Annotated in this window: 19 protein-coding genes; 14 read left to right on the top strand and 5 right to left on the bottom strand. The window is 71.0% G+C overall.

Annotation, left to right across the window (positions count from 1 at the left end; genetic code table 11):
- The first annotated feature begins 38 nt into the window (after nucleotides 1–38).
- Both QOZ86_RS19725 and QOZ86_RS19720 read left to right on the top strand, forming a co-directional pair.
- Complete coding sequence (locus QOZ86_RS19725) at nucleotides 39–281, top strand: mycoredoxin (RefSeq protein WP_284493678.1); 243 nt, start codon at nucleotides 39–41, stop codon at nucleotides 279–281.
- 37 nt (nucleotides 282–318) lie between these two features.
- The gene (locus tag QOZ86_RS19720) at nucleotides 319–1,716 is read left to right on the top strand and encodes a dihydrolipoyl dehydrogenase family protein (RefSeq protein WP_284493677.1); all 1,398 of its coding nucleotides are present in this window, start codon (nucleotides 319–321) and stop codon (nucleotides 1,714–1,716) included.
- A 109-nt stretch (nucleotides 1,717–1,825) separates the two neighbouring features.
- Here the strand turns inward: QOZ86_RS19720 and QOZ86_RS19715 are convergent, their stop codons facing one another.
- A complete protein-coding gene (locus QOZ86_RS19715; protein WP_284493676.1) occupies nucleotides 1,826–2,101 on the bottom strand; it encodes a hypothetical protein in 276 nt (91 codons plus the stop codon).
- 269 nt (nucleotides 2,102–2,370) lie between these two features.
- Between QOZ86_RS19715 and QOZ86_RS19710 the strand changes: the two genes are divergently transcribed.
- The 10 genes from QOZ86_RS19710 (at nucleotide 2,371) to QOZ86_RS19665 (ending at nucleotide 11,467) form a co-directional block, all read left to right on the top strand.
- Complete coding sequence (locus QOZ86_RS19710; RefSeq protein ID WP_284493675.1) at nucleotides 2,371–3,081, top strand: helix-turn-helix domain-containing protein; 711 nt, start codon at nucleotides 2,371–2,373, stop codon at nucleotides 3,079–3,081.
- Nucleotides 3,082–3,262: 181 nt separating this feature from the next.
- A complete protein-coding gene (locus QOZ86_RS19705) occupies nucleotides 3,263–3,766 on the top strand; it encodes a DUF1440 domain-containing protein (RefSeq protein ID WP_284493674.1) in 504 nt (167 codons plus the stop codon).
- Nucleotides 3,766–4,674, top strand: a complete 909-nt coding sequence (locus QOZ86_RS19700) for a hypothetical protein (protein ID WP_284493673.1) — start codon at nucleotides 3,766–3,768, stop codon at nucleotides 4,672–4,674. Before QOZ86_RS19705 ends, QOZ86_RS19700 begins: the two co-directional genes overlap by 1 nt.
- A complete protein-coding gene (locus QOZ86_RS19695) occupies nucleotides 4,671–5,342 on the top strand; it encodes a gluconate 2-dehydrogenase subunit 3 family protein (protein WP_284493672.1) in 672 nt (223 codons plus the stop codon). The genes QOZ86_RS19700 and QOZ86_RS19695 overlap by 4 nt, the downstream gene beginning before the upstream one ends.
- A gap of 14 nt (nucleotides 5,343–5,356) precedes the next feature.
- On the top strand, nucleotides 5,357–6,913 hold the full coding sequence (locus QOZ86_RS19690) for a GMC family oxidoreductase (RefSeq protein ID WP_284493671.1): 1,557 nt from the start codon (nucleotides 5,357–5,359) through the stop codon (nucleotides 6,911–6,913).
- A 50-nt stretch (nucleotides 6,914–6,963) separates the two neighbouring features.
- The gene (locus tag QOZ86_RS19685) at nucleotides 6,964–8,739 is read left to right on the top strand and encodes a thiamine pyrophosphate-requiring protein (protein WP_284493670.1); all 1,776 of its coding nucleotides are present in this window, start codon (nucleotides 6,964–6,966) and stop codon (nucleotides 8,737–8,739) included.
- A 3-nt stretch (nucleotides 8,740–8,742) separates the two neighbouring features.
- The gene (locus QOZ86_RS19680) at nucleotides 8,743–9,831 is read left to right on the top strand and encodes an enolase C-terminal domain-like protein (protein WP_284493669.1); all 1,089 of its coding nucleotides are present in this window, start codon (nucleotides 8,743–8,745) and stop codon (nucleotides 9,829–9,831) included.
- Nucleotides 9,832–9,892: 61 nt separating this feature from the next.
- A complete protein-coding gene (locus tag QOZ86_RS19675) occupies nucleotides 9,893–10,408 on the top strand; it encodes a hypothetical protein (protein WP_284493668.1) in 516 nt (171 codons plus the stop codon).
- Nucleotides 10,409–10,481: 73 nt separating this feature from the next.
- Entirely contained in the window at nucleotides 10,482–10,925 is a 444-nt protein-coding gene (locus QOZ86_RS19670; RefSeq protein ID WP_284493667.1) for an SRPBCC family protein, read from the top strand.
- A 38-nt stretch (nucleotides 10,926–10,963) separates the two neighbouring features.
- Nucleotides 10,964–11,467, top strand: coding sequence for a DUF1440 domain-containing protein (locus tag QOZ86_RS19665; RefSeq protein WP_284493666.1), 504 nt, complete (start codon nucleotides 10,964–10,966; stop codon nucleotides 11,465–11,467).
- A 52-nt stretch (nucleotides 11,468–11,519) separates the two neighbouring features.
- Here the strand turns inward: QOZ86_RS19665 and QOZ86_RS19660 are convergent, their stop codons facing one another.
- The 3 genes from QOZ86_RS19660 to mca are packed head-to-tail and all read right to left on the bottom strand — an operon-like array spanning nucleotide 11,520 to nucleotide 13,620.
- On the bottom strand, nucleotides 11,520–12,401 hold the full coding sequence (locus QOZ86_RS19660; protein WP_284493665.1) for a discoidin domain-containing protein: 882 nt from the start codon (nucleotides 12,399–12,401) through the stop codon (nucleotides 11,520–11,522).
- Nucleotides 12,398–12,736, bottom strand: coding sequence for a hypothetical protein (locus QOZ86_RS19655; protein WP_284493664.1), 339 nt, complete (start codon nucleotides 12,734–12,736; stop codon nucleotides 12,398–12,400). The genes QOZ86_RS19660 and QOZ86_RS19655 overlap by 4 nt, the downstream gene beginning before the upstream one ends.
- Nucleotides 12,733–13,620: a mycothiol conjugate amidase Mca gene (gene mca, locus QOZ86_RS19650; protein WP_284493663.1), complete on the bottom strand. Its 888-nt coding sequence runs from the start codon at nucleotides 13,618–13,620 to the stop codon at nucleotides 12,733–12,735. Before mca ends, QOZ86_RS19655 begins: the two co-directional genes overlap by 4 nt.
- 245 nt (nucleotides 13,621–13,865) lie before the next feature.
- Between mca and greA the strand changes: the two genes are divergently transcribed.
- Nucleotides 13,866–14,369, top strand: a complete 504-nt coding sequence (gene greA / locus QOZ86_RS19645; RefSeq protein WP_284493662.1) for a transcription elongation factor GreA — start codon at nucleotides 13,866–13,868, stop codon at nucleotides 14,367–14,369.
- 7 nt (nucleotides 14,370–14,376) lie between these two features.
- Nucleotides 14,377–14,709: an RNHCP domain-containing protein gene (locus QOZ86_RS19640; RefSeq protein ID WP_284493661.1), complete on the top strand. Its 333-nt coding sequence runs from the start codon at nucleotides 14,377–14,379 to the stop codon at nucleotides 14,707–14,709.
- 164 nt (nucleotides 14,710–14,873) lie between these two features.
- Here the strand turns inward: QOZ86_RS19640 and QOZ86_RS19635 are convergent, their stop codons facing one another.
- Nucleotides 14,874–16,931, bottom strand: coding sequence for a M3 family metallopeptidase (locus tag QOZ86_RS19635; RefSeq protein WP_284493660.1), 2,058 nt, complete (start codon nucleotides 16,929–16,931; stop codon nucleotides 14,874–14,876).
- Between the last annotated feature and the right edge of the window lie 35 nt (nucleotides 16,932–16,966).

Genomic DNA, 16,966 nt, shown 5'->3' with positions numbered 1-16,966 from the left:
CCCGGCCCGCGACACACCTTCGAACGCAGGAGAGACCCATGAGTCGGGAACTCACCGTCTACAGCACGCCGTGGTGCGGCTACTGCCATCGGCTGATGAAGCAGCTCGACCGTGCCGGTATCGCCTACACGGCCGTCGACATCGAACGAGACCCCGATGCCGCGCAGTACGTGATGAGCGTCAACGGGGGCAACCAGACCGTCCCGACCGTCGTGTTCGCCGACGGGTCGGCGCTGACCAACCCGCCGCTCGACGACGTCGTCGCCCCACTCGGCGTGTAGCCGAGCCATCCGTCCTGAGACCCCCGGAGGGCACTCGATGAGCACCACCTACGACGTCATCGTCCTGGGAGCCGGATCGACCGGCACGAACGTCGCCTGGTATGCCCGGGACAACGGGCTGAGCGTGGCCGTCGTCGAGCGCGAGCTCGTCGGCGGGGAGTGCTCCTACTGGGCGTGCATCCCGAGCAAGGCACTGCTCGGCCCCACCCATGCCCTCGCCGCGGCCCGCCGGCTGCCCGGTGCGGCGGAGGCGGTGACCGGGGACGTCGACGCCGATGCGGTGCTGCGCCGGCGGGACGAGTTCATCTCCCACCTGCACGACGACGGGCAGGTGCAGTGGCTCGACGGCATCGACGCCACCCTGATCCGGGGACAGGGGCGGCTGACCGGCGAGCGCGAGGTCACGGTGACCTCGGCCGACGGTGCGACGCAGCAGCTGCTCGCCCGGCGAGCCGTCGTCGTCGCGACGGGGTCGCGGGCCGCCACCCCGCCGGTCGACGGACTGGACGAGATCCGCCCCTGGGACAACCGCGACGTCACCACGGCCAAGGACATCCCCGACCGGTTGCTCGTCCTCGGCGGCGGTGTCGCCGGCTGCGAGATGGCCCAGGCGTACCGGCGACTGGGTGCGCGCGAGGTCACCGTCGTGGAGCGGTCCGAGCGCCTGGTCGGCGGCTTCGAGCCCTGGGCGGGTGAGCTGCTCGCCGACGCGTTCCGCGCCGAGGGCATCACCGTGCTCACCGGCAGATCCGTCGATCAGGCCTCACGGGACGGCGTGGACGGGCCGGTCACCATCGCGCTGGACGACGGCACCGAGCTCGTCGCCGACGAGCTCCTCGTCGCCGCGGGCCGGACCTCCAACACCGACGACCTCGGCCTCGACACCGTCGGGCTGGAGCCAGGGGGCCCGTTGCACGTCGACGACCAGCTGCGGGTGACGGCCGTGGAGGGCGGCTGGCTGTACGCCGCCGGCGACGTGAACGGCCGCGCGCTCCTCACGCACCAGGGCAAGTACCAGGCGCGGCTGGTCGGCGACATCGTCGCCGGCAAGCAGCGCTCGGCGTGGGCCGACCACACCGCCGTGCCCCAGGTCATGTTCACCGACCCCGAGCTCGCCGCCGTCGGGCAGACCGAGCAGCAGGCCCGCGACGCCGGGATCGACGTGAAGACGGTCTCGTACGAGATCGGCTCGGTCGCCGGTGGAGCGCTGCTCGGCGATGACGTACGGGGCCGGGCCCAGTTGGTGATCGACCAGCAGCAGCGGGTCGTCGTCGGCGCGACCTTCGTGGGGCCGAACGTCGGCGAGATGCTCCATGCGGCGACGATCGCCGTCGTCGGCAAGGTCCCCATCGACACGCTGTGGCACGCCGTTCCGGCGTTCCCCACCGTCAGCGAAGTCTGGCTGCGGCTGCTCGAGGCCGACCGGGGTCTGTGACAGACAGGGTGCACCTGGGCATCGACCCGGAGACGCTGCGCGACTGGGTCACCAGGCCGAGGACGACGCCGGCACCCACGGTCGGCTCGTTCCCCGCGCCCAGGGCGGATCACGTCGAGAGCTGGGGAAGACGCGCCAGCGCTGCCGATGCCGTCGCGACGACGACCAACGCGAGCATGGCGACCAGACGTGGTGGCACATGCAACCTCGTCGCGAGCGGCTGCACGAACGGGTCGGTGAAGTACCCGGCGAAGGGCGCGATCCGCTTGTCGGGCTCGGCAGGACCCGGCAGGCCGGGAAGGAGAACCCGCCAGACCAGCCAGAACCCGTAGAAACCCAGCACGATCTGGCCGAGGGCAGCGATCACAGCGAGGAAGAAGTTCACCGCAGGCCCCTCCGGGCGTGCGACCGGCACGCAGCAACGAGGCACCCGGACACGGTCGGGGACACGGACCGCGGGCACTTCCTCGGCTCCGCGGTGCTCCTCCACGCGGCGATCCCGGCTTCCGCCTCCGGGGATGTACGCGCCCGGAACCAACACATCCACCGATCCTGCGCACCGGGTCCGCACCGCCACAACTCGAAGGCCGGGCGATGTCACGTCGCTGACCGGAGGCGACCGACCCGCTGCCGAGGTCCTGCGATGCTGAACGGGTGAGCTACGGGCGAATCCGCGTTCTGGAGGTCGATGAGGAGCTCGGGGAGCAGGTGCCCGGCCCGCAGCGGGGATCGGCGGTTCGCGCAGCCCTGGCCGATGTCCTGTCCCTCGAGACCGGTCCTTGGGATCCCGGTTCCCACGGCCTGCCGGCGGCCGGGTTCCTGGTGCTCGAGGGCTGTATCACCCGCGAGGTGTCGGTTCTCGGACAGGAGATGGCGGTCGACTTCTTCGCCCACGGCGACCTGGTCCGCCCGGCCGAGGAGCAGCCGCTGATCTCCGTGGCGTCGGAGACGTCCTGGGTCGTGCTGGAACGGGTCCGGCTGGCCGTCCTCGATGCCGAGTTCCTGGTGTCCGTCCAGCCATGGCCGCAGATCGTCGCCGGCTTGCTGCGTCGCCAGGAGCGGCGGGCCGACTGGCTGGCACACGTCCTGGCTGTCAGCCACCTGCCGCGGGTCCAGCTGCGGGTGCTCGTGCTGTTCTGGTTGTTCGCCGACCGCTGGGGCCGGCGGCGCGGCAACGAGGTGGCCGTTCCAATTCCGCTGACGCACGTGAACATCGCCCGGCTGATCGGCGCACGACGCCCCACCGTGACGTCGGCGATCCATCAACTCATCGAGGCCGGCCGGATCGCTCCCGCCGGGAACGGGCACTGGCTGCTGAACGGGCAGCCCCCGGAGGCCATCCGCACCGCCTCGACGTCCGACTAAGCCGCGTTGCGGAATCGGTCCCCACGCCACTGTCACACCGGTGACGCCGTGGGCAACGACCGTGTCAGCTGCGTGACACCTCCACCCACCTGCCGTTTCACGGCCGGGAATCCGAGCATGACCGGCCGGACGTGCTGCAGAGCACACGGGCGCAGGTGCCCGTGACGGCGAGGAGGTCGAGATGAATACGAAGGATGCGGTGGCCGACGCTGCGCTGGTCGGTGTGGCCGGGTTCGGCGCGGCGAAGGTCATGAGCAAGGCGACGACGCTGATGTACGCGCAGCAGACCGACGAGGCCAAGGAGCAGGAGAAGGAGGAGAGCTACGGCGTCGCCTACAACGTGGCGGCGAAGAAGGCCGCGGGGCTGGCCGGCAAGGAGCTCTCCGACGACCAGGCGAGCAAGGCCGGGAACGCTATCCACTACGGGCTGGCCCTCGGCTGGGTGCCGGTGTACATGGTCCTGCGGCGCCGTTTCGGGATGACGCCGTTCGGGGCGGGGACAGCCGCGGGGATGTCGATGGCCGTGCTGGTCGACGAGATCGGCAATCCGCTGCTCGGGTTCACCCCGCCGCCGCAGAAGTACCCGCTGGTGAGTCACCTCCGGGGACTGGCCGGGCACCTGGTGTACGGGCTGGCCGTCGCCGGACTGGTGGAGGCGGGCTGGAAGCTCACCGGCCGGCGCTGATGTTCCGCGACAGACCGAGCCGTACCGGGCGAGCCCTGCGCCGGAAGGCTGCACCCAGAAGCCACGTCGGGGGCGGCGAGTGGTCTCCACCGCTGCGGCGGCTGCGCAATGAGCTGGCGCTGATCACGACCGCCTCGACGGCGCTGTTGTGGCTCGACAACCTCAGCGAACACTACCGGGGCGGCTTCCAACGAAAGCTGATGTACGTCCCCATCGTGGCCAACCCGATCGTGGCGGCCGCGGGCGCGCTGACCGTGGCCACCGGCGGCCGGCGAGGCCGGAAAGCCTTCGGGTTGCTCTCCGCCGCGCAGACCGCCGTCGCCATTGTCGGGTTCGTCGAGCACCAGCGCGGCATCCTGAAACGGCCGGGCTCGAACACGCCGCGAGACCTGCTCTTCAACGCCTGGTACGGCCCCCCGGTCGCCGCTCCCCTCCAGTACCTGGGCCTCGGCCTGCTGGGATTGATGGCTTCAGCGCCGCAGTCCGCGGCAGCTCCCGTCCTCGACCGCGTCCCGGTCGACCGGCTGATGCGCGCGTTCACCGCGTTGAACATCCCCCCGCTGTGGGCGGAGATCGGCTACCTGCACGCCCGAGGGTCCTTCCAGAACCGGGCGCAGTGGCTCCCCGTGGTGACGCTTCCGATCGCCGGGGCGGCGTCGGTCGCGGCCGCCTTCTCCGACAGCTCCACCGCGCGCATCGCGGCGAAGGCGGCGTCGGGCTGGACCGCGCTGCTGGGAGCCGCCGGAACGGGTTTCCACCTGTACGGGCTGCACCGCCGGTACGGCGGTTACGGCCGCCGGTCGGCGCTGTTCAACTGGCTCAACGGCCCTCCGGCGCCTGCCCCGATGCAGATCCTGGGGCTGGGCCTCGCCGGGCTGGCCGCGGAGCGGGCAGGAGCCGCGCGATGAAGCCCTCACCGTACGCCGGGTTCGACCCTCTGGACGAGGCCCGGAACTGGGAGGACCGCACCCGTGAGGTCGTCTTCCACCGGCTGCAGCACGCCCCCGAGATCCGGTTCTTCACCGAGCGCGAGGTCGCGACGCTGGATGCGATCGTCGACCGCATCCTCCCCCAGGAGGACCGCGAGCCGGAGGCGCGCGTACCGATCACGCCGTTCATCGACCAGGTCCTGTTCGAGGACGACACCGACGGTTTCCGCAAGGCGGACATGCCTTGGGAGCAGGACGCCTGGAAGTGGGGACTGGCCGGCATCGACGAGACGAGTCGGGCGCGGTTCGGCGCCGACTTCGGCGCGCTCGACGCCGAGCGGCAGAACGAGGTGCTGTCGGCAGTGCAGAAGGGCCAGGCGGAGGGCGAGGTATGGCAGCGGCTGCCGGCCGGAAAGTTCTTCGGCAAGCTCGTGCAACAGGTGATCTCGATGTACTACGCCCATCCGGCGGCGTGGGCGGAGATCGGCTGGCCGGGGCCGGCGAGCAAGCGCGGGTACATGCGCACCGCCTACGGGCGGATCGACCCGTGGCAGCCCCGCCCGGCACACGAGCTGCCGTCGGTCGCGCTGGTACAGGCCAACGAGGACGGCAGCGGCGCCGGCGGTAGCGGAGGGGCCCTGCATTGAGACGCCATGAAGAGGTGGACGCCGTCATCGTCGGCGTCGGCGCATCGGGCGGCGTGCTCGTGAAAAAGCTCGCCGAGGCCGGCTGGCGGGTCGTCGGGCTCGACGCCGGGCCGCACTGGAACCCGCACGAGGACTTCGTGTCCGACGAACGCACGATGCACAAGCTGTACTGGCGCGACCGCCGGGTCACCGGCGGCGACGATCCCATCGAGCTGGCCGGCAACGTCACCGGCCGGGGCGTCGGCGGCAGCACCGTGCATTACTCGATGTACGCGCTACGGATGCACCGCTCGGACTTCGAGGTCCGCACCCGCGACGGCGTGGCATCGGACTGGCCGCTGTCCTACGAGGACCTCGAGCCGTACTACGAGGAGGTCGAACACGAGCTGGGGATCGCCGGGCCGGTCGACTGGCCCTGGGACGCCCCCCGGCGCGGGGCCTACCCCTACCGCCCGCACAAGCTCAACGGGGTCGGTGAAGTGCTCGCGCGCGGTTGCGACGCCCTGGGCATCCAGTGGCGGCCGGGCGCGATCGCCACGCTGTCGGCGCCCAAGCAGGAGCGCCCGCCCTGCGTCTACCGCGGCTGGTGTATCTACGGCTGCACCACCGACGCCAAGTCCAGCACCCTGGTCACCTACGTGCGGGCCGCGCAGAAGGCCGGGGCCGAGATCCGGCCGAACAGCATGGCGTTCCGGGTCAACACCGACCCCTCCGGTCGAGCCAGGAGCGTGAGCTACTACCGGACCGACGAGCACGGGCAGGTACACGAGGAGGAGCAGGCGGCCCGGGTCGTCATCGTCTCCGGCTACTCGATCGAGACGCCCCGGCTGCTGCTCATGTCAGCCTCGGCGCAACACCCCGACGGCCTGGCCAACGCCAGCGGGATGGTCGGCAAGGGCCTGATGGTCCACTCCTCCGACATCGTCTTCGGGCGGATGCCCGAACCGGTGTCGATGTTCAAGGCGCCGCCGCCGAACACGATCACGCAGGACTTCTACGAGACCGACCCGGCCAACGACTTCGTCCGCGGCTACAGCGTGCAGACCGTCGGGCCGCTCCCCATCAAGTTCGCGCAGAACGTGGCCAGCTCCCTCGGGCTCTGGGGAACGGACCTGCGCGAGTTCATGTACGACTACGTGCACTACGCCGGGCTCGGACTGGTCGGTGAGACGCTGCCCGAGGACCGCAACGGCGTCACCCTCCACCCCGACGAGACCGACCAGTACGGGCTGCCGATCCCGGCGGTGTCCTTCGGATGGGGCGAGAACGACAGCAAGCTCAAGACGGCCGGGGTGGCCAGGCAGAAGCAGATCCTGGAAGCGGCCGGCGCGCAGGCCACGTTCGCGGCCAGCGACACCGCCCACCTGATGGGCGGCTGCCGGATGGGCAGCGACCCCAGCGACTCCGTCGTCGACCGCGACTGCGCCGCCTGGGACGTGTCCGGCCTCTACATCTGCGACGGCAGCGTCTTCGTCACCTCCTCGGCGTCCAACCCGAGCCTCACGATCCAGGCCATCGCCGCGCGCACCGCCGACCGTCTCGTGGCGGCGGGACGCCGGCACGAGCTCTAGCCGCAACCACCGCACACGACCCTCAACAACCACGACCGGAAGGCGAACCGATGGCAACGATGGTGTCCGACGCGATCGTCGAACGGCTCCAGCACTGGGGCGTGGAAAGAATCTTCGGCTACGCCGGCGACGGCATCAACGGGCTGCTCGGCGCGCTCAACCGGGCCGGGAACAACCCGGAGTTCATCCAGGCCCGGCACGAGGAGATGGCCGCGTTCGAGGCGGTCGGTTACGCGAAGTACGGCAACCGGGTCGGGATCTGCATGGCCACGTCCGGTCCGGGCGCGGTGCACCTGCTCAACGGGCTCTACGACGCCAAGCTCGACCGCGTCCCGGTCGTCGCCATCGTCGGCCAGCAGCCGCGCAAGGTGCTCGGTTCGCACGCGCAGCAGGAGATCGACCTGCAGACCCTGTTCAGCGACGTCTCCGAGTACGTCCAGACGGCGATGACCGCCGAGCAGTTCCCCGGCCTGATCGACCGGGCGATCCGCATCGCGCTCTCCGAACGGATGCCGACCTGCATCATCGTGCCGGCCGACCTGCAGGAGGAGGAGTACACCCCACCGCCGCACGCGCTCAAGGGCTTCCCCAGCTCCGCCGGCTACCGCCCGGCGCACACCGTGCCCAACACCGAGGACCTGCAGCGCGCCGCCGAGGTGATCAACTCAGGTGAGCGCGTCGCGATCCTCATCGGCAGCGGCGCCCGCGACGCCCGCGACGAGGTGGTCCAGCTCGCCGAGCTCACCGGCGCCGGCGTCGCCAAGGCTCTGCTCGGCAAAGACGTCCTGGACGACAACCTGCCCTACGTCACCGGGGCCCTCGGCCTGCTCGGCACCAAGCCGAGCTGGGACCTGATGATGAACTGCGACACCTTCCTCATGATCGGCTCGAACTTCCCCTATCCGGAGTTCCTGCCCAAGTTCGACCAGGCCCGCGGGGTCCAGATCGAGATCGATCCCAAGCAGATCGGGGTCCGCTTCCCCATGGAGGTCAACCTCGTCGGGGACGCCACGATCACCCTGCAGGCACTCCTGCCTCTCCTCCAGCGCAAGACCGACCGATCATGGCGCGAGGAGATCGAGTCATGCGTCCGCGACTGGTGGCAGGTCGTCGAGGCCCGGGCCATGCAGGACGCCGATCCCATCAACCCGCAACGCGCCTTCTGGGAACTGTCCTCCCGCCTCCCGGACAACGCCATGATCTCGGCCGACTCCGGCTCCGGCACCAACTGGTACGCCCGCGACGTGAAACTGCGGGAAGGCATGCGCGCATCGCTGTCGGGGATCCTCGCCACGATGGGGCCGGCGGTGCCGTATGCGATCGGCGCCAAGTTCGCCCACCCCGAACGCCCCGCGATCGCGCTCGCCGGCGACGGCGCCATGCAGATGAACGGCATCAACGAGCTGATCACCATCAGCAAGTACTGGCAGACCTGGGCGGATCCGCGGCTGGTCGTCATGGTCCTGCACAACGACGACCTCAACCAGGTCACCTGGGAGATGCGCTCGATGGCCGGCGACGCCAAATACGAGGCCTCCCAGGACATCCCCGACTTCCCCTACGCGCAGTACGCCCAGATGCTGGGGCTCAACGGGATCCGCGTCGACGACCCCGACCAGCTCGGGAAGGCGTGGGAGCAGGCACTGACCGCCGACCGCCCCACCGTTCTGGAAGTCATCGCCAACGCCGACGTCCCGCCGATCCCGCCGCACATCGACTTCTCCCAGATGAAGTCGTTCACCAATGCCGTGCTGCACGGCGACCCCGACAGCCTCGGGATGATCAAGCAGGGCATCAAGGGCAAGCTCGCCGAGTACACCAAGTAACCCGTGTTCCCGACGATCGAGCGGCTCACCGCCTCGGCCTACACGGTCCCCACCGACGAACCCGAGTCGGACGGCACGCTGGCCTGGGACTCGACCACCATCGTGGTGGTCGAGGCCCGGGCCGGGGGGCAGACCGGGCTGGGCTACACCTACACCCACCCGTCCGCGGCCGGCCTCATCAACAGCACACTGGCCGACGTCGTGACCGGCCTCGGAGCGGGTGACATCGGCGCCGCCTGGCAGGCGGTCGTCCACGCGGCCCGCAACCTCGGGCGCCCGGGGCTCGCCTCGGCCGCGCTGTCGGCGATCGATGTCGCGCTCTGGGATCTCAAGGCCCGGCTCCTGGGCGTGCCACTCACCGCGCTGCTCCCGGCTTTCCGGGAGAGCGTGCCCGTGTACGGGAGCGGCGGGTTCACCTCCTACTCCCTGCCCACACTGGAACGGCAGCTGGCCGGGTGGGTGGCCGACGGCATGACCCAGGTGAAGATGAAGGTCGGCCGCGATCCCGACCAGGACGAGGACCGGGTACGCGCTGCCCGGGCAGCGATCGGCGATGCCGACCTGTTCGTCGACGCCAACGGGGCCTGGTCGCGCAAGCAGGCGCTGCGGTGGGCCGACGTGCTCGCCGCCTGCGGGGTGACCTGGCTGGAGGAGCCGGTCTCCTCCGACGATCTCGACGGGCTCCGGCTCCTGCGTGACCGCGCCCCCGCCGGCATGGACGTGGCTGCCGGCGAGTACGGCTACGACCTCATGTACTTCCGGCGCATGCTCGACGCCGGCGCGGTCGACTGCCTGCAAGCAGACGTCACCCGCTGCGGCGGGATCACCGGCTTCCTCGCCGTCGCCGCGCTGTGCGACGCGCACACCATCGATCTGTCCGCTCACACGGCGCCCAGCGTCAGCGCGCACGCCTCCACCGGCGTGTGGCATCTGCGCCACCTCGAGTACTTCCACGACCACGTCCGCCTCGAACACATGCTGTTCGACGGCGCTCTGTCGGCGCGGGACGGCCACCTGCATCCGGATCCATCCCGGCCGGGACTCGGGCTGCAGCTCAAGACGACGCAGGCGGAACAGTTCCGCGTCGCATGACGTGAAAAGTCGGGCCGTTGTGCACCCGCGTCATTCGAAATCAGAGAGAAGGAGACAGCAAGTGGACGGAACAGTGATCTGGTTCGCGATCCTCGGTGGATTCGCCGGCGGCATCGTGATGACCATGATGACCGCGATGGCCAGGAAGATCGGCGTCACCCAGATGAGCATCCGGGTGGTCGAAGGCGCCCTCTTCACCGGCGACGCAGCCAAGGCGCGGAAGATCGGGTTGTTCACCCACGTCGTCGTGATGAGCGCCGTGGTCATCGGCGGAATCTACGGTCTGCTTTTCCTGCTGTTCGACGTCGCCCCGAGCAACGCGTGGTGGTACGGCGCACTGTTCGGCGTCGTTCACGGGCTCATCTCCGGGGTAGTGATCGGCGCAGCGCCGAAGATGCACCCGCGGATGGGCGGTGCCGGAGTCGCCCCGGCAATGGCCAGCGGCAGCAACATCCACCTGTCGAGCCCCGGTCCGTTCGCACACAACTACGGCGATAAGACCCCGATCATGCTCATCGTCGGACACGTCCTGTACGGCAGTGTCCTCGGTCTCGTCGTGACCCTGCTGGCCGGCTGAGCCACTGACGGACCCGGCATCCCGCCGTATCCCGACCGATCCCGCGCGAAGCGCAGAAAAGAAAGGACCGATCATGACCCAGATCAGGAAGACCACCGAGGTCGACACGGATCAGGACCACGTGTTCTCGCTGCTGACCGATCTCGACCGGCTACCGGACTGGTCGACCATCACGGTCGCCACGCACGACGCCCCCTCCAAGCCACTGCACAAGGGGGACACGTTCCGTCAGTCGCTACGCATCGTCGGGCGGGCCGTCGACACCGAGTGGACGGTGACCGAGCTCGACCGCCCGCGGCACGTGGCGTACGAGGCCACCGGCCCGGCGGGTGCTCGGCTGCGGATGGCGCAGACCGTGGAGCCGGCCGGTACGGGCAGCACTGTCTCGTTCGACGTCGACTACGAGTTGCCCGGCGGTGTGGCGGGCGACCTGGCGTCGTCCCTGATCGAGCGACGCAACGAGCGCGAGGTCGAGCACTCGCTGGACAACCTCAAGGAGCTCGCCGAGCACGGCTGAGTCGTCCATCCGCCACATGACAGCAAGGAGGCACCGCCATGAATACGCTCGAACAGCAGCGGCGACGCCGACGGGCCGCCCTGGCCGGCGCGCTCGGGGGCGTCGCCGGTGGAGTGGCGATGACCGTCATGATGACAAAAGTCGCCCCGCACGTGGTCCCGCAGAGCATGCGGCCCGACAAGCCCGCTCCGGAGAAGGCGGTCGAGTGGGCCGAGCAGGAGGCCGGTAGGCCCGACGCACTGTCCGGGAAGAGCGAGAAGGGCGCTGCCCTGGCCGCCCATCTGGCCTACAGCGCGGCGGCCGGCGCCGGGTACGGCCTGGTCCGGTCGGCGCTGCAGCGCGTACCGCCCCCTGCCGCCGGAGCGGTGTTCGGCCTGACCGTGTGGGCGGTCAGTTTCGAGGGGCTGCTCCCCGCAATCGGCGTCATGCAGCGGACGACCGAGCACCCGCCGAAGCGCTGGCCGGCGCCGCTCATGGGGCACACGATCTTCGGCGTCGTCACCGCGGTCCTCGCCGCAAGGATCGACCCGGAGCTCGCGTAGCTGCCTGCTCGGCGTCGCCGAGGCCGACCGTGGGTGATCCGAGCGCTGCGGCTCACGGCGCCTCGTAGAGCTCGATCTCCGCGGCACCGGTGTTCCCGCCGCTCGTCGTCTCCGCGTCGATCCTGAGCACCTGGCCGGTGAAGTCGGCCTCGTTGACCACGGCCGCCGTGCCGGCGTCGAACGGGCCGTAGGTCTCGCCGCCGTCGACGGTCACGGTGAAGGTCTCGATGACCGCCGTGCCGTCGCTCATCGACCGGCTGCGCAGCGCCACCCCGACCACGCTGACCGGGCGGCCCAGGTCGAGCGTGATCGATGCGTCGTCGCCGTCACCGGCACTGGACCACTCCGAGCCGAGGTTCCCGTCCACGGCGCCGGCCGCGGCGTACGTGTCCGAGAACTCGGAGCTGACGTCCACGACCTCAGCGCCGAGAGCCGCGTTCGCACCGGGCGTCGGAGAGGCCTCGGCCGCAGGCGTCCGGAAGCTCATCAGCTCGCTGCGGTAGAGGTTGCCGTCGGCGCCGGACCCCTGCACCCGGTAGAAGTACTCGGTGTCGGGCTCCAGCCCGCGCATGACCGCCTGGTGCTCGGCGTGGGCGCCACCGCCCATGTCGGCGTCCGTGGCGATCCCCTCCCCGAGGGACTCGTCGCGCCCGAAGACCACCGCACAGGCCATGTCGATGTCGGTCGACACCCTCAGCGTCGCCGACGTACCCGACGCATCGGCCTCCACGACCGGCGTCTCGACGAACACCTTCTCCGCCGGGAGGACCTCCTGGCCGGCGGACGGCGTGGCCGCGGGCTCGGCGCATCCGGCCAGGACGACGACGGTGACGGGCACCAGCAGGAGCCGCCGGAGGAGAGTGGTCACAGCCGAGCCGACGGCGCTGAAGGGGGTCGGCGTTCCGAACTGCCGGGATCCCGGGACGGCGGTCACGGCCGCGTCCCCCGGTCGTCCCCGTCCGGGCGCGGCGCCTCGATCGCCCGCGGCGCGCGCCGCAGCGTGTCGAGCAGCTGCTGGCCGGACTCCTGCCGGTCGTCGAGCCCGGAGAGGTCGTCGGGAACGGTGAACCGGGGCTCCTGGTCCTCCGGGTCGAAGCTGCGCGGCAACTTCTTGAGGTGGCCGCTCATCGACTTCACCAGCAGGGCGACGGCGATGAGGAGGACCACCATCAGCAGCAGGCCGAGCGGTCCGGCCTTGCCGACGTCCTCCGGCGGCTGCTCCTGCTGGGTGGCGGCCAGGACGTAGGCCGTGGCGGCGGACGCGGTCATCGGACGGTCACCTCACTGCGGATGCCGGCGAACAGGTCGTCCTCCGGGGTGGTGGTGTCGACCAGGGAGCGGGCGAGCTCGTAGTCCTCGGTGGGCCACACCTGCTGCTGGGTGTCCACCGGGCAGGCGAACCACCGGCCCAGCGGGTCGATCTGGGTGGCGTGGGCGATGAGGGCCGCGTCCCGCACGGGGAAGTACTCGGCGCAGGGCACCCGGGTGGTGACCCGGTGGGAGATGTCGTGGGCCGGGTCCCACTTCTCCAGCCACTCCGCGTAGGGCGACTCGGCACCGGTCGCCAGGATCGCCTCGTGCAGCGCCTTCGTACGGGGCAGCGTGAAGCTCATGTGGTAGTAGAGCTTGCTCGGCTGCCAGGGCTCGCCCAGCTCCGGGTAGCGGTCGGGGTCACCGGCTGCCTCGAAGGCGTGCACCGAGATCTCGTGGGTCTTGATGTGGTCGGGGTGCGGGTACCCGCCGCGCTCGTCGTAAGTAGTGATCACCTGCGGCTTGAACCGGCGGATCAGCGCGACCAGGGGGGCGGCCGCCTCCTCGATCGGCGCGAGCGCGAAGCAGCCCTCCGGCAGCGGCGGCAGCGGGTCGCCCTCGGGCAGCCCCGAGTCGACGAAGCCGAGGAACTCCTGCTCGACGCCCAGGATCTCGCGGGCCTTCGCCATCTCCTCGGCGCGGATCTGCGGCAGCCGTTCCCACACCTCGGGCCGGTCCATCGCCGGGTTGAGCACCGAGCCGCGCTCGCCACCGGTGGCGGTGGCCACCATCACGCGGACGCCTTCGGCGACGTACTTCGCCATCGTGGCGGCGCCCTTGCTCGACTCGTCGTCCGGATGAGCGTGCACGGCGAGCAGGCGTAGCTGGTCGGGGTGGGTCACCTGCCCAGTGTCCCTCGCCGGGGCGGGGAGACGAAGGAACCCCGGGCAGGTGTGGCCCACACCTCGTCCGAGGACCCCTCGGACAGGCGTCCGGTGGCGTCGGTCATCTGGCCGGCGCGCTCGCGTTCCGCATCGCGCGGAGGCCGTCGCACCACTGCATCCGACCGTGCTGCGGTGTTAGCTTGGCCGGATGACCAGCGGCCACCCGCCCGGGTGGTCTCCCCGAGTTCCAGGAGTTCCTCCACGTGTCCACCCCCACTGACGAGCAGGACCAGGGCATCTGGCTGACCCAGGAGGCCCACGACCGGCTGAAGGCCGAGCTCGACCAGCTGGTGGCGAACCGCCCGGCGATGGCCGCCGAGATCAACGACCGCCGCGAAGAGGGCGACCTCAAGGAGAACGGCGGCTACCACGCCGCCAAGGATGAGCAGGGCAAGCAGGAGGGCCGGATCCGCCAGCTCACCGACCTGCTGCGGAAGGCCCGCGTCGGTGAACCGCCGACGACGGCCACGAACGCCGCCCTCGGCACGGTCATCACGATCAAGTTCGCCGGTGACGACGACACCGAGAAGTTCCTCCTCGGCTCCCGCGAGATCGCCGGCACCACCGATCTGACGGTGTACTCGCCGGAGTCGGCGCTCGGCTCGGCGATCATGGGCGCCGCGCCCGGCACCTCGGTCACCTACCAGGCGCCCAACGGCCGCGACATCACCGTCGAGGTCGTCGCGGTCGAGCCGTTCATCCCCTGACGGTTCGGTGACCGCACCGCGCGCCCGCTCACGGGGGGCGGAGAACACCGGCTTCCCGTGCGTGCACTGCGCTGCACCGGTGCCGGCGAACACCGATGGGCACTACCGCAACCACTGCCCGTACTGCCTGTGGTCGCTGCACGTCGACGAGCTCCCCGGCGACCGCGCCAGCGAGTGCCGCCGGCCCATGGAGCCGATCGGGCTGGTGGAGAAGTCGGGCAAAGGCTGGCAGGTGGTCCACCGCTGCACGGCGTGCGGCCACCGCCAGCCCAACCGGCTGGTCCGCGACGGTGCGGCTCCGGATGACCTGGACCTGGTGCTCTCCCTCCCCTGGCTGTGACACTGTGACATCGTCGGCCTCCGGCCGACACCGCGGCCAGGAGCCGTGCCCGGCTGCCGCTGAGCCACACCCGTCCAGCGTCGGGAGGGCCTCCGGCCCCCCGCTCCGCTGGACCCGCTACGCGGAGTCCCGTCGTTCCTCGGGGACCCTTTGGGCCCCACTCGTCACGACGCTTTCGTGAGCCCACGCCGCTTGAGCAGCGGGGCGGGGTCGGCGTCCCGGCCGCGGACGGCGCGGAAGGCGCCCAGCGGGTCGACGGAGCCGCCGACCGCGAGCAGCCGCTTTCGGAAGGCGTCCCCGTTCTCCCGGCGCAGACCGCCGTTCTCCTCGAACCACTCCACCGTGTCGGCGTCGAGCACCTCCGACCAGATGTAGGAGTAGTACCCGGCCGAGTAGCCGCCCGCGAAGACGTGCTGGAAGTAGGTCGTCCGGTAGCGGGGCGGCACGAGCTCGGAGGCCACACCGGCGGCCTCCAGGGCGGCCTGTTCGAACTCCACCGGGTCGCCCACCCCGGTCTCCGGCGTGAGGCGGTGCCACGCCTGGTCGAGCAGCGTGGCGGCCAGGTACTCGAGGGTCGCGAAGCCCTCCCCCCATAGCTGGGCGGCGTCGATCGCCTCCACGACCGAGGCCGGCAGCGGCTCACCGGTGTCCACGTGCCGGGCGTAGTGGGCGAGCACCTCCGGCCACAGCGCCCACATCTCGTTGACCTGGCTCGGGAACTCGACGAAGTCACGGGGCACCGCGGTGCCGGAGAAGCGCGGGTAGGTGACGGCGGAGCTCAGGCCGTGCAGCGCGTGCCCGAACTCGTGGAAGAGCGTGTTGACCTCGTCGAGGGTGAGCAGCGTCGGCCGCCCCTCCGGCGCCCGCGAGACGTTGAGGTTGTTGACCACCACCGGGCGGGTGCCGAGCAGCCGGGACTGGCGGACGAAGGAGCTCATCCACGCCCCGCCGCGCTTGCCCTCCCGGGCGAAGAAGTCGCCCAGGTACAGCCCCACCTCCGCACCCTCGGCGTCGGTGACCTCCCAGACCCGGACGTCGGAGTGGTAGCCGGCGAGGTCGGTCCGCGGCGCGAACCGGAAGCCGTACAGCAGCTCGGCGGCGTGGAAGACGCCGTCGACCAGCACGCGGTCGAGCTCGAAGTACGGCCGCAGCGCCGTGGTGTCGACGGCATAGCGCTCGGCCCGCACCCGCTCGCTGTAGAACGCCCAGTCCCAGGCCGCCAGCTGCACGCCGTCCCGCGTGGCCATCTCGCGCAGCACCTCCGCCTCCGCCGCGGCGTTGGCCACCGATGCCGGGACCATGGAGCCGAGCATCCGGTCGACCGCCTCGGTCGTCGCGGCGGTCTGGTCGGCCAGGATCAGGTCGGCGTGGGTGTCGAAGCCCAGCAGCCGGGCCCGCTCGGCGCGCACCCGGGCGATCCGCTCGGCCACCGGGCCGTTGTCGTGCTCGCCGGCGGAGGCACGGCTGGTCGATGCCTCGAACACCCGCCGGCGCAGCTCGCGGTTGCGCAGCTCGGCCAGCACCGGCTGGCCGGTGGGCAGCACCAGGGTGAGCAGGTACCCGCCCACGCCGCGGTCGGCGGCCACCCGGGCGGCGGCGGCCACCTCCTCCTCGCCGAGCCCGTCCAGCTCCCCGATGTCGGCGACGTGCACCGCCGCCGCCTCGGTGGCCAGCTGCAGGTTCTGGCCGAAGGTCGTCGAGAGGTGCGACAGCTCCTGGTTCAGCTCGCTGAGCCGGGCCCGACCGGTCGCGTCGAGCCGGGCACCGGCGAGCACGAAGTCGAGGTGGTACCGCTCGACCAGGCGCAGGGACTCGGCGTCCAGGCCGGCGTCGTGCCGGTTGCCGTGCACGGCGTCGATCCGGGCGAAGAGCGCCGGATCGAGCCGCAGGGCGTCGTCGTGCGCGGCCGTCAGCGGGGCGATCTCCCGCTCGATCTCCCGCAGCCGCGGGGTGGCGACCGACGACGAGAGGTTGCCGAACACCGACCACGCCCGGTCCAGGAGCGCACCCGAGCGCTCAAGCGCGACGACCGTGTTCCCGAACGTGGGCGGCTCCCCCGACCCGACGATCGCCTCGACCTCCCGCCGCTGCTCCGCCATCCCGGCCAGCAGCGCCTCCCGGCAGTGCTCGAGAGTGATGACGGCGAACCGCGGCAGTCCGAACGGCAAGGGCGACTCGGTGGACAGCGGGTTGTCGGTGGCGGGGGCAGGCGCGGCGCTCATCGCGGGTCAGTCTGCGCCCCCGCCCAGCTCCGCCC

Source organism: Blastococcus capsensis (genome assembly GCF_030165005.1).
GTDB classification, from domain to species: domain Bacteria; phylum Actinomycetota; class Actinomycetes; order Mycobacteriales; family Geodermatophilaceae; genus Blastococcus; species Blastococcus capsensis.
The sequence above is the reverse complement of the archived record's forward strand: the minus strand, read 5'-3'. Positions and strand labels throughout refer to the sequence as shown.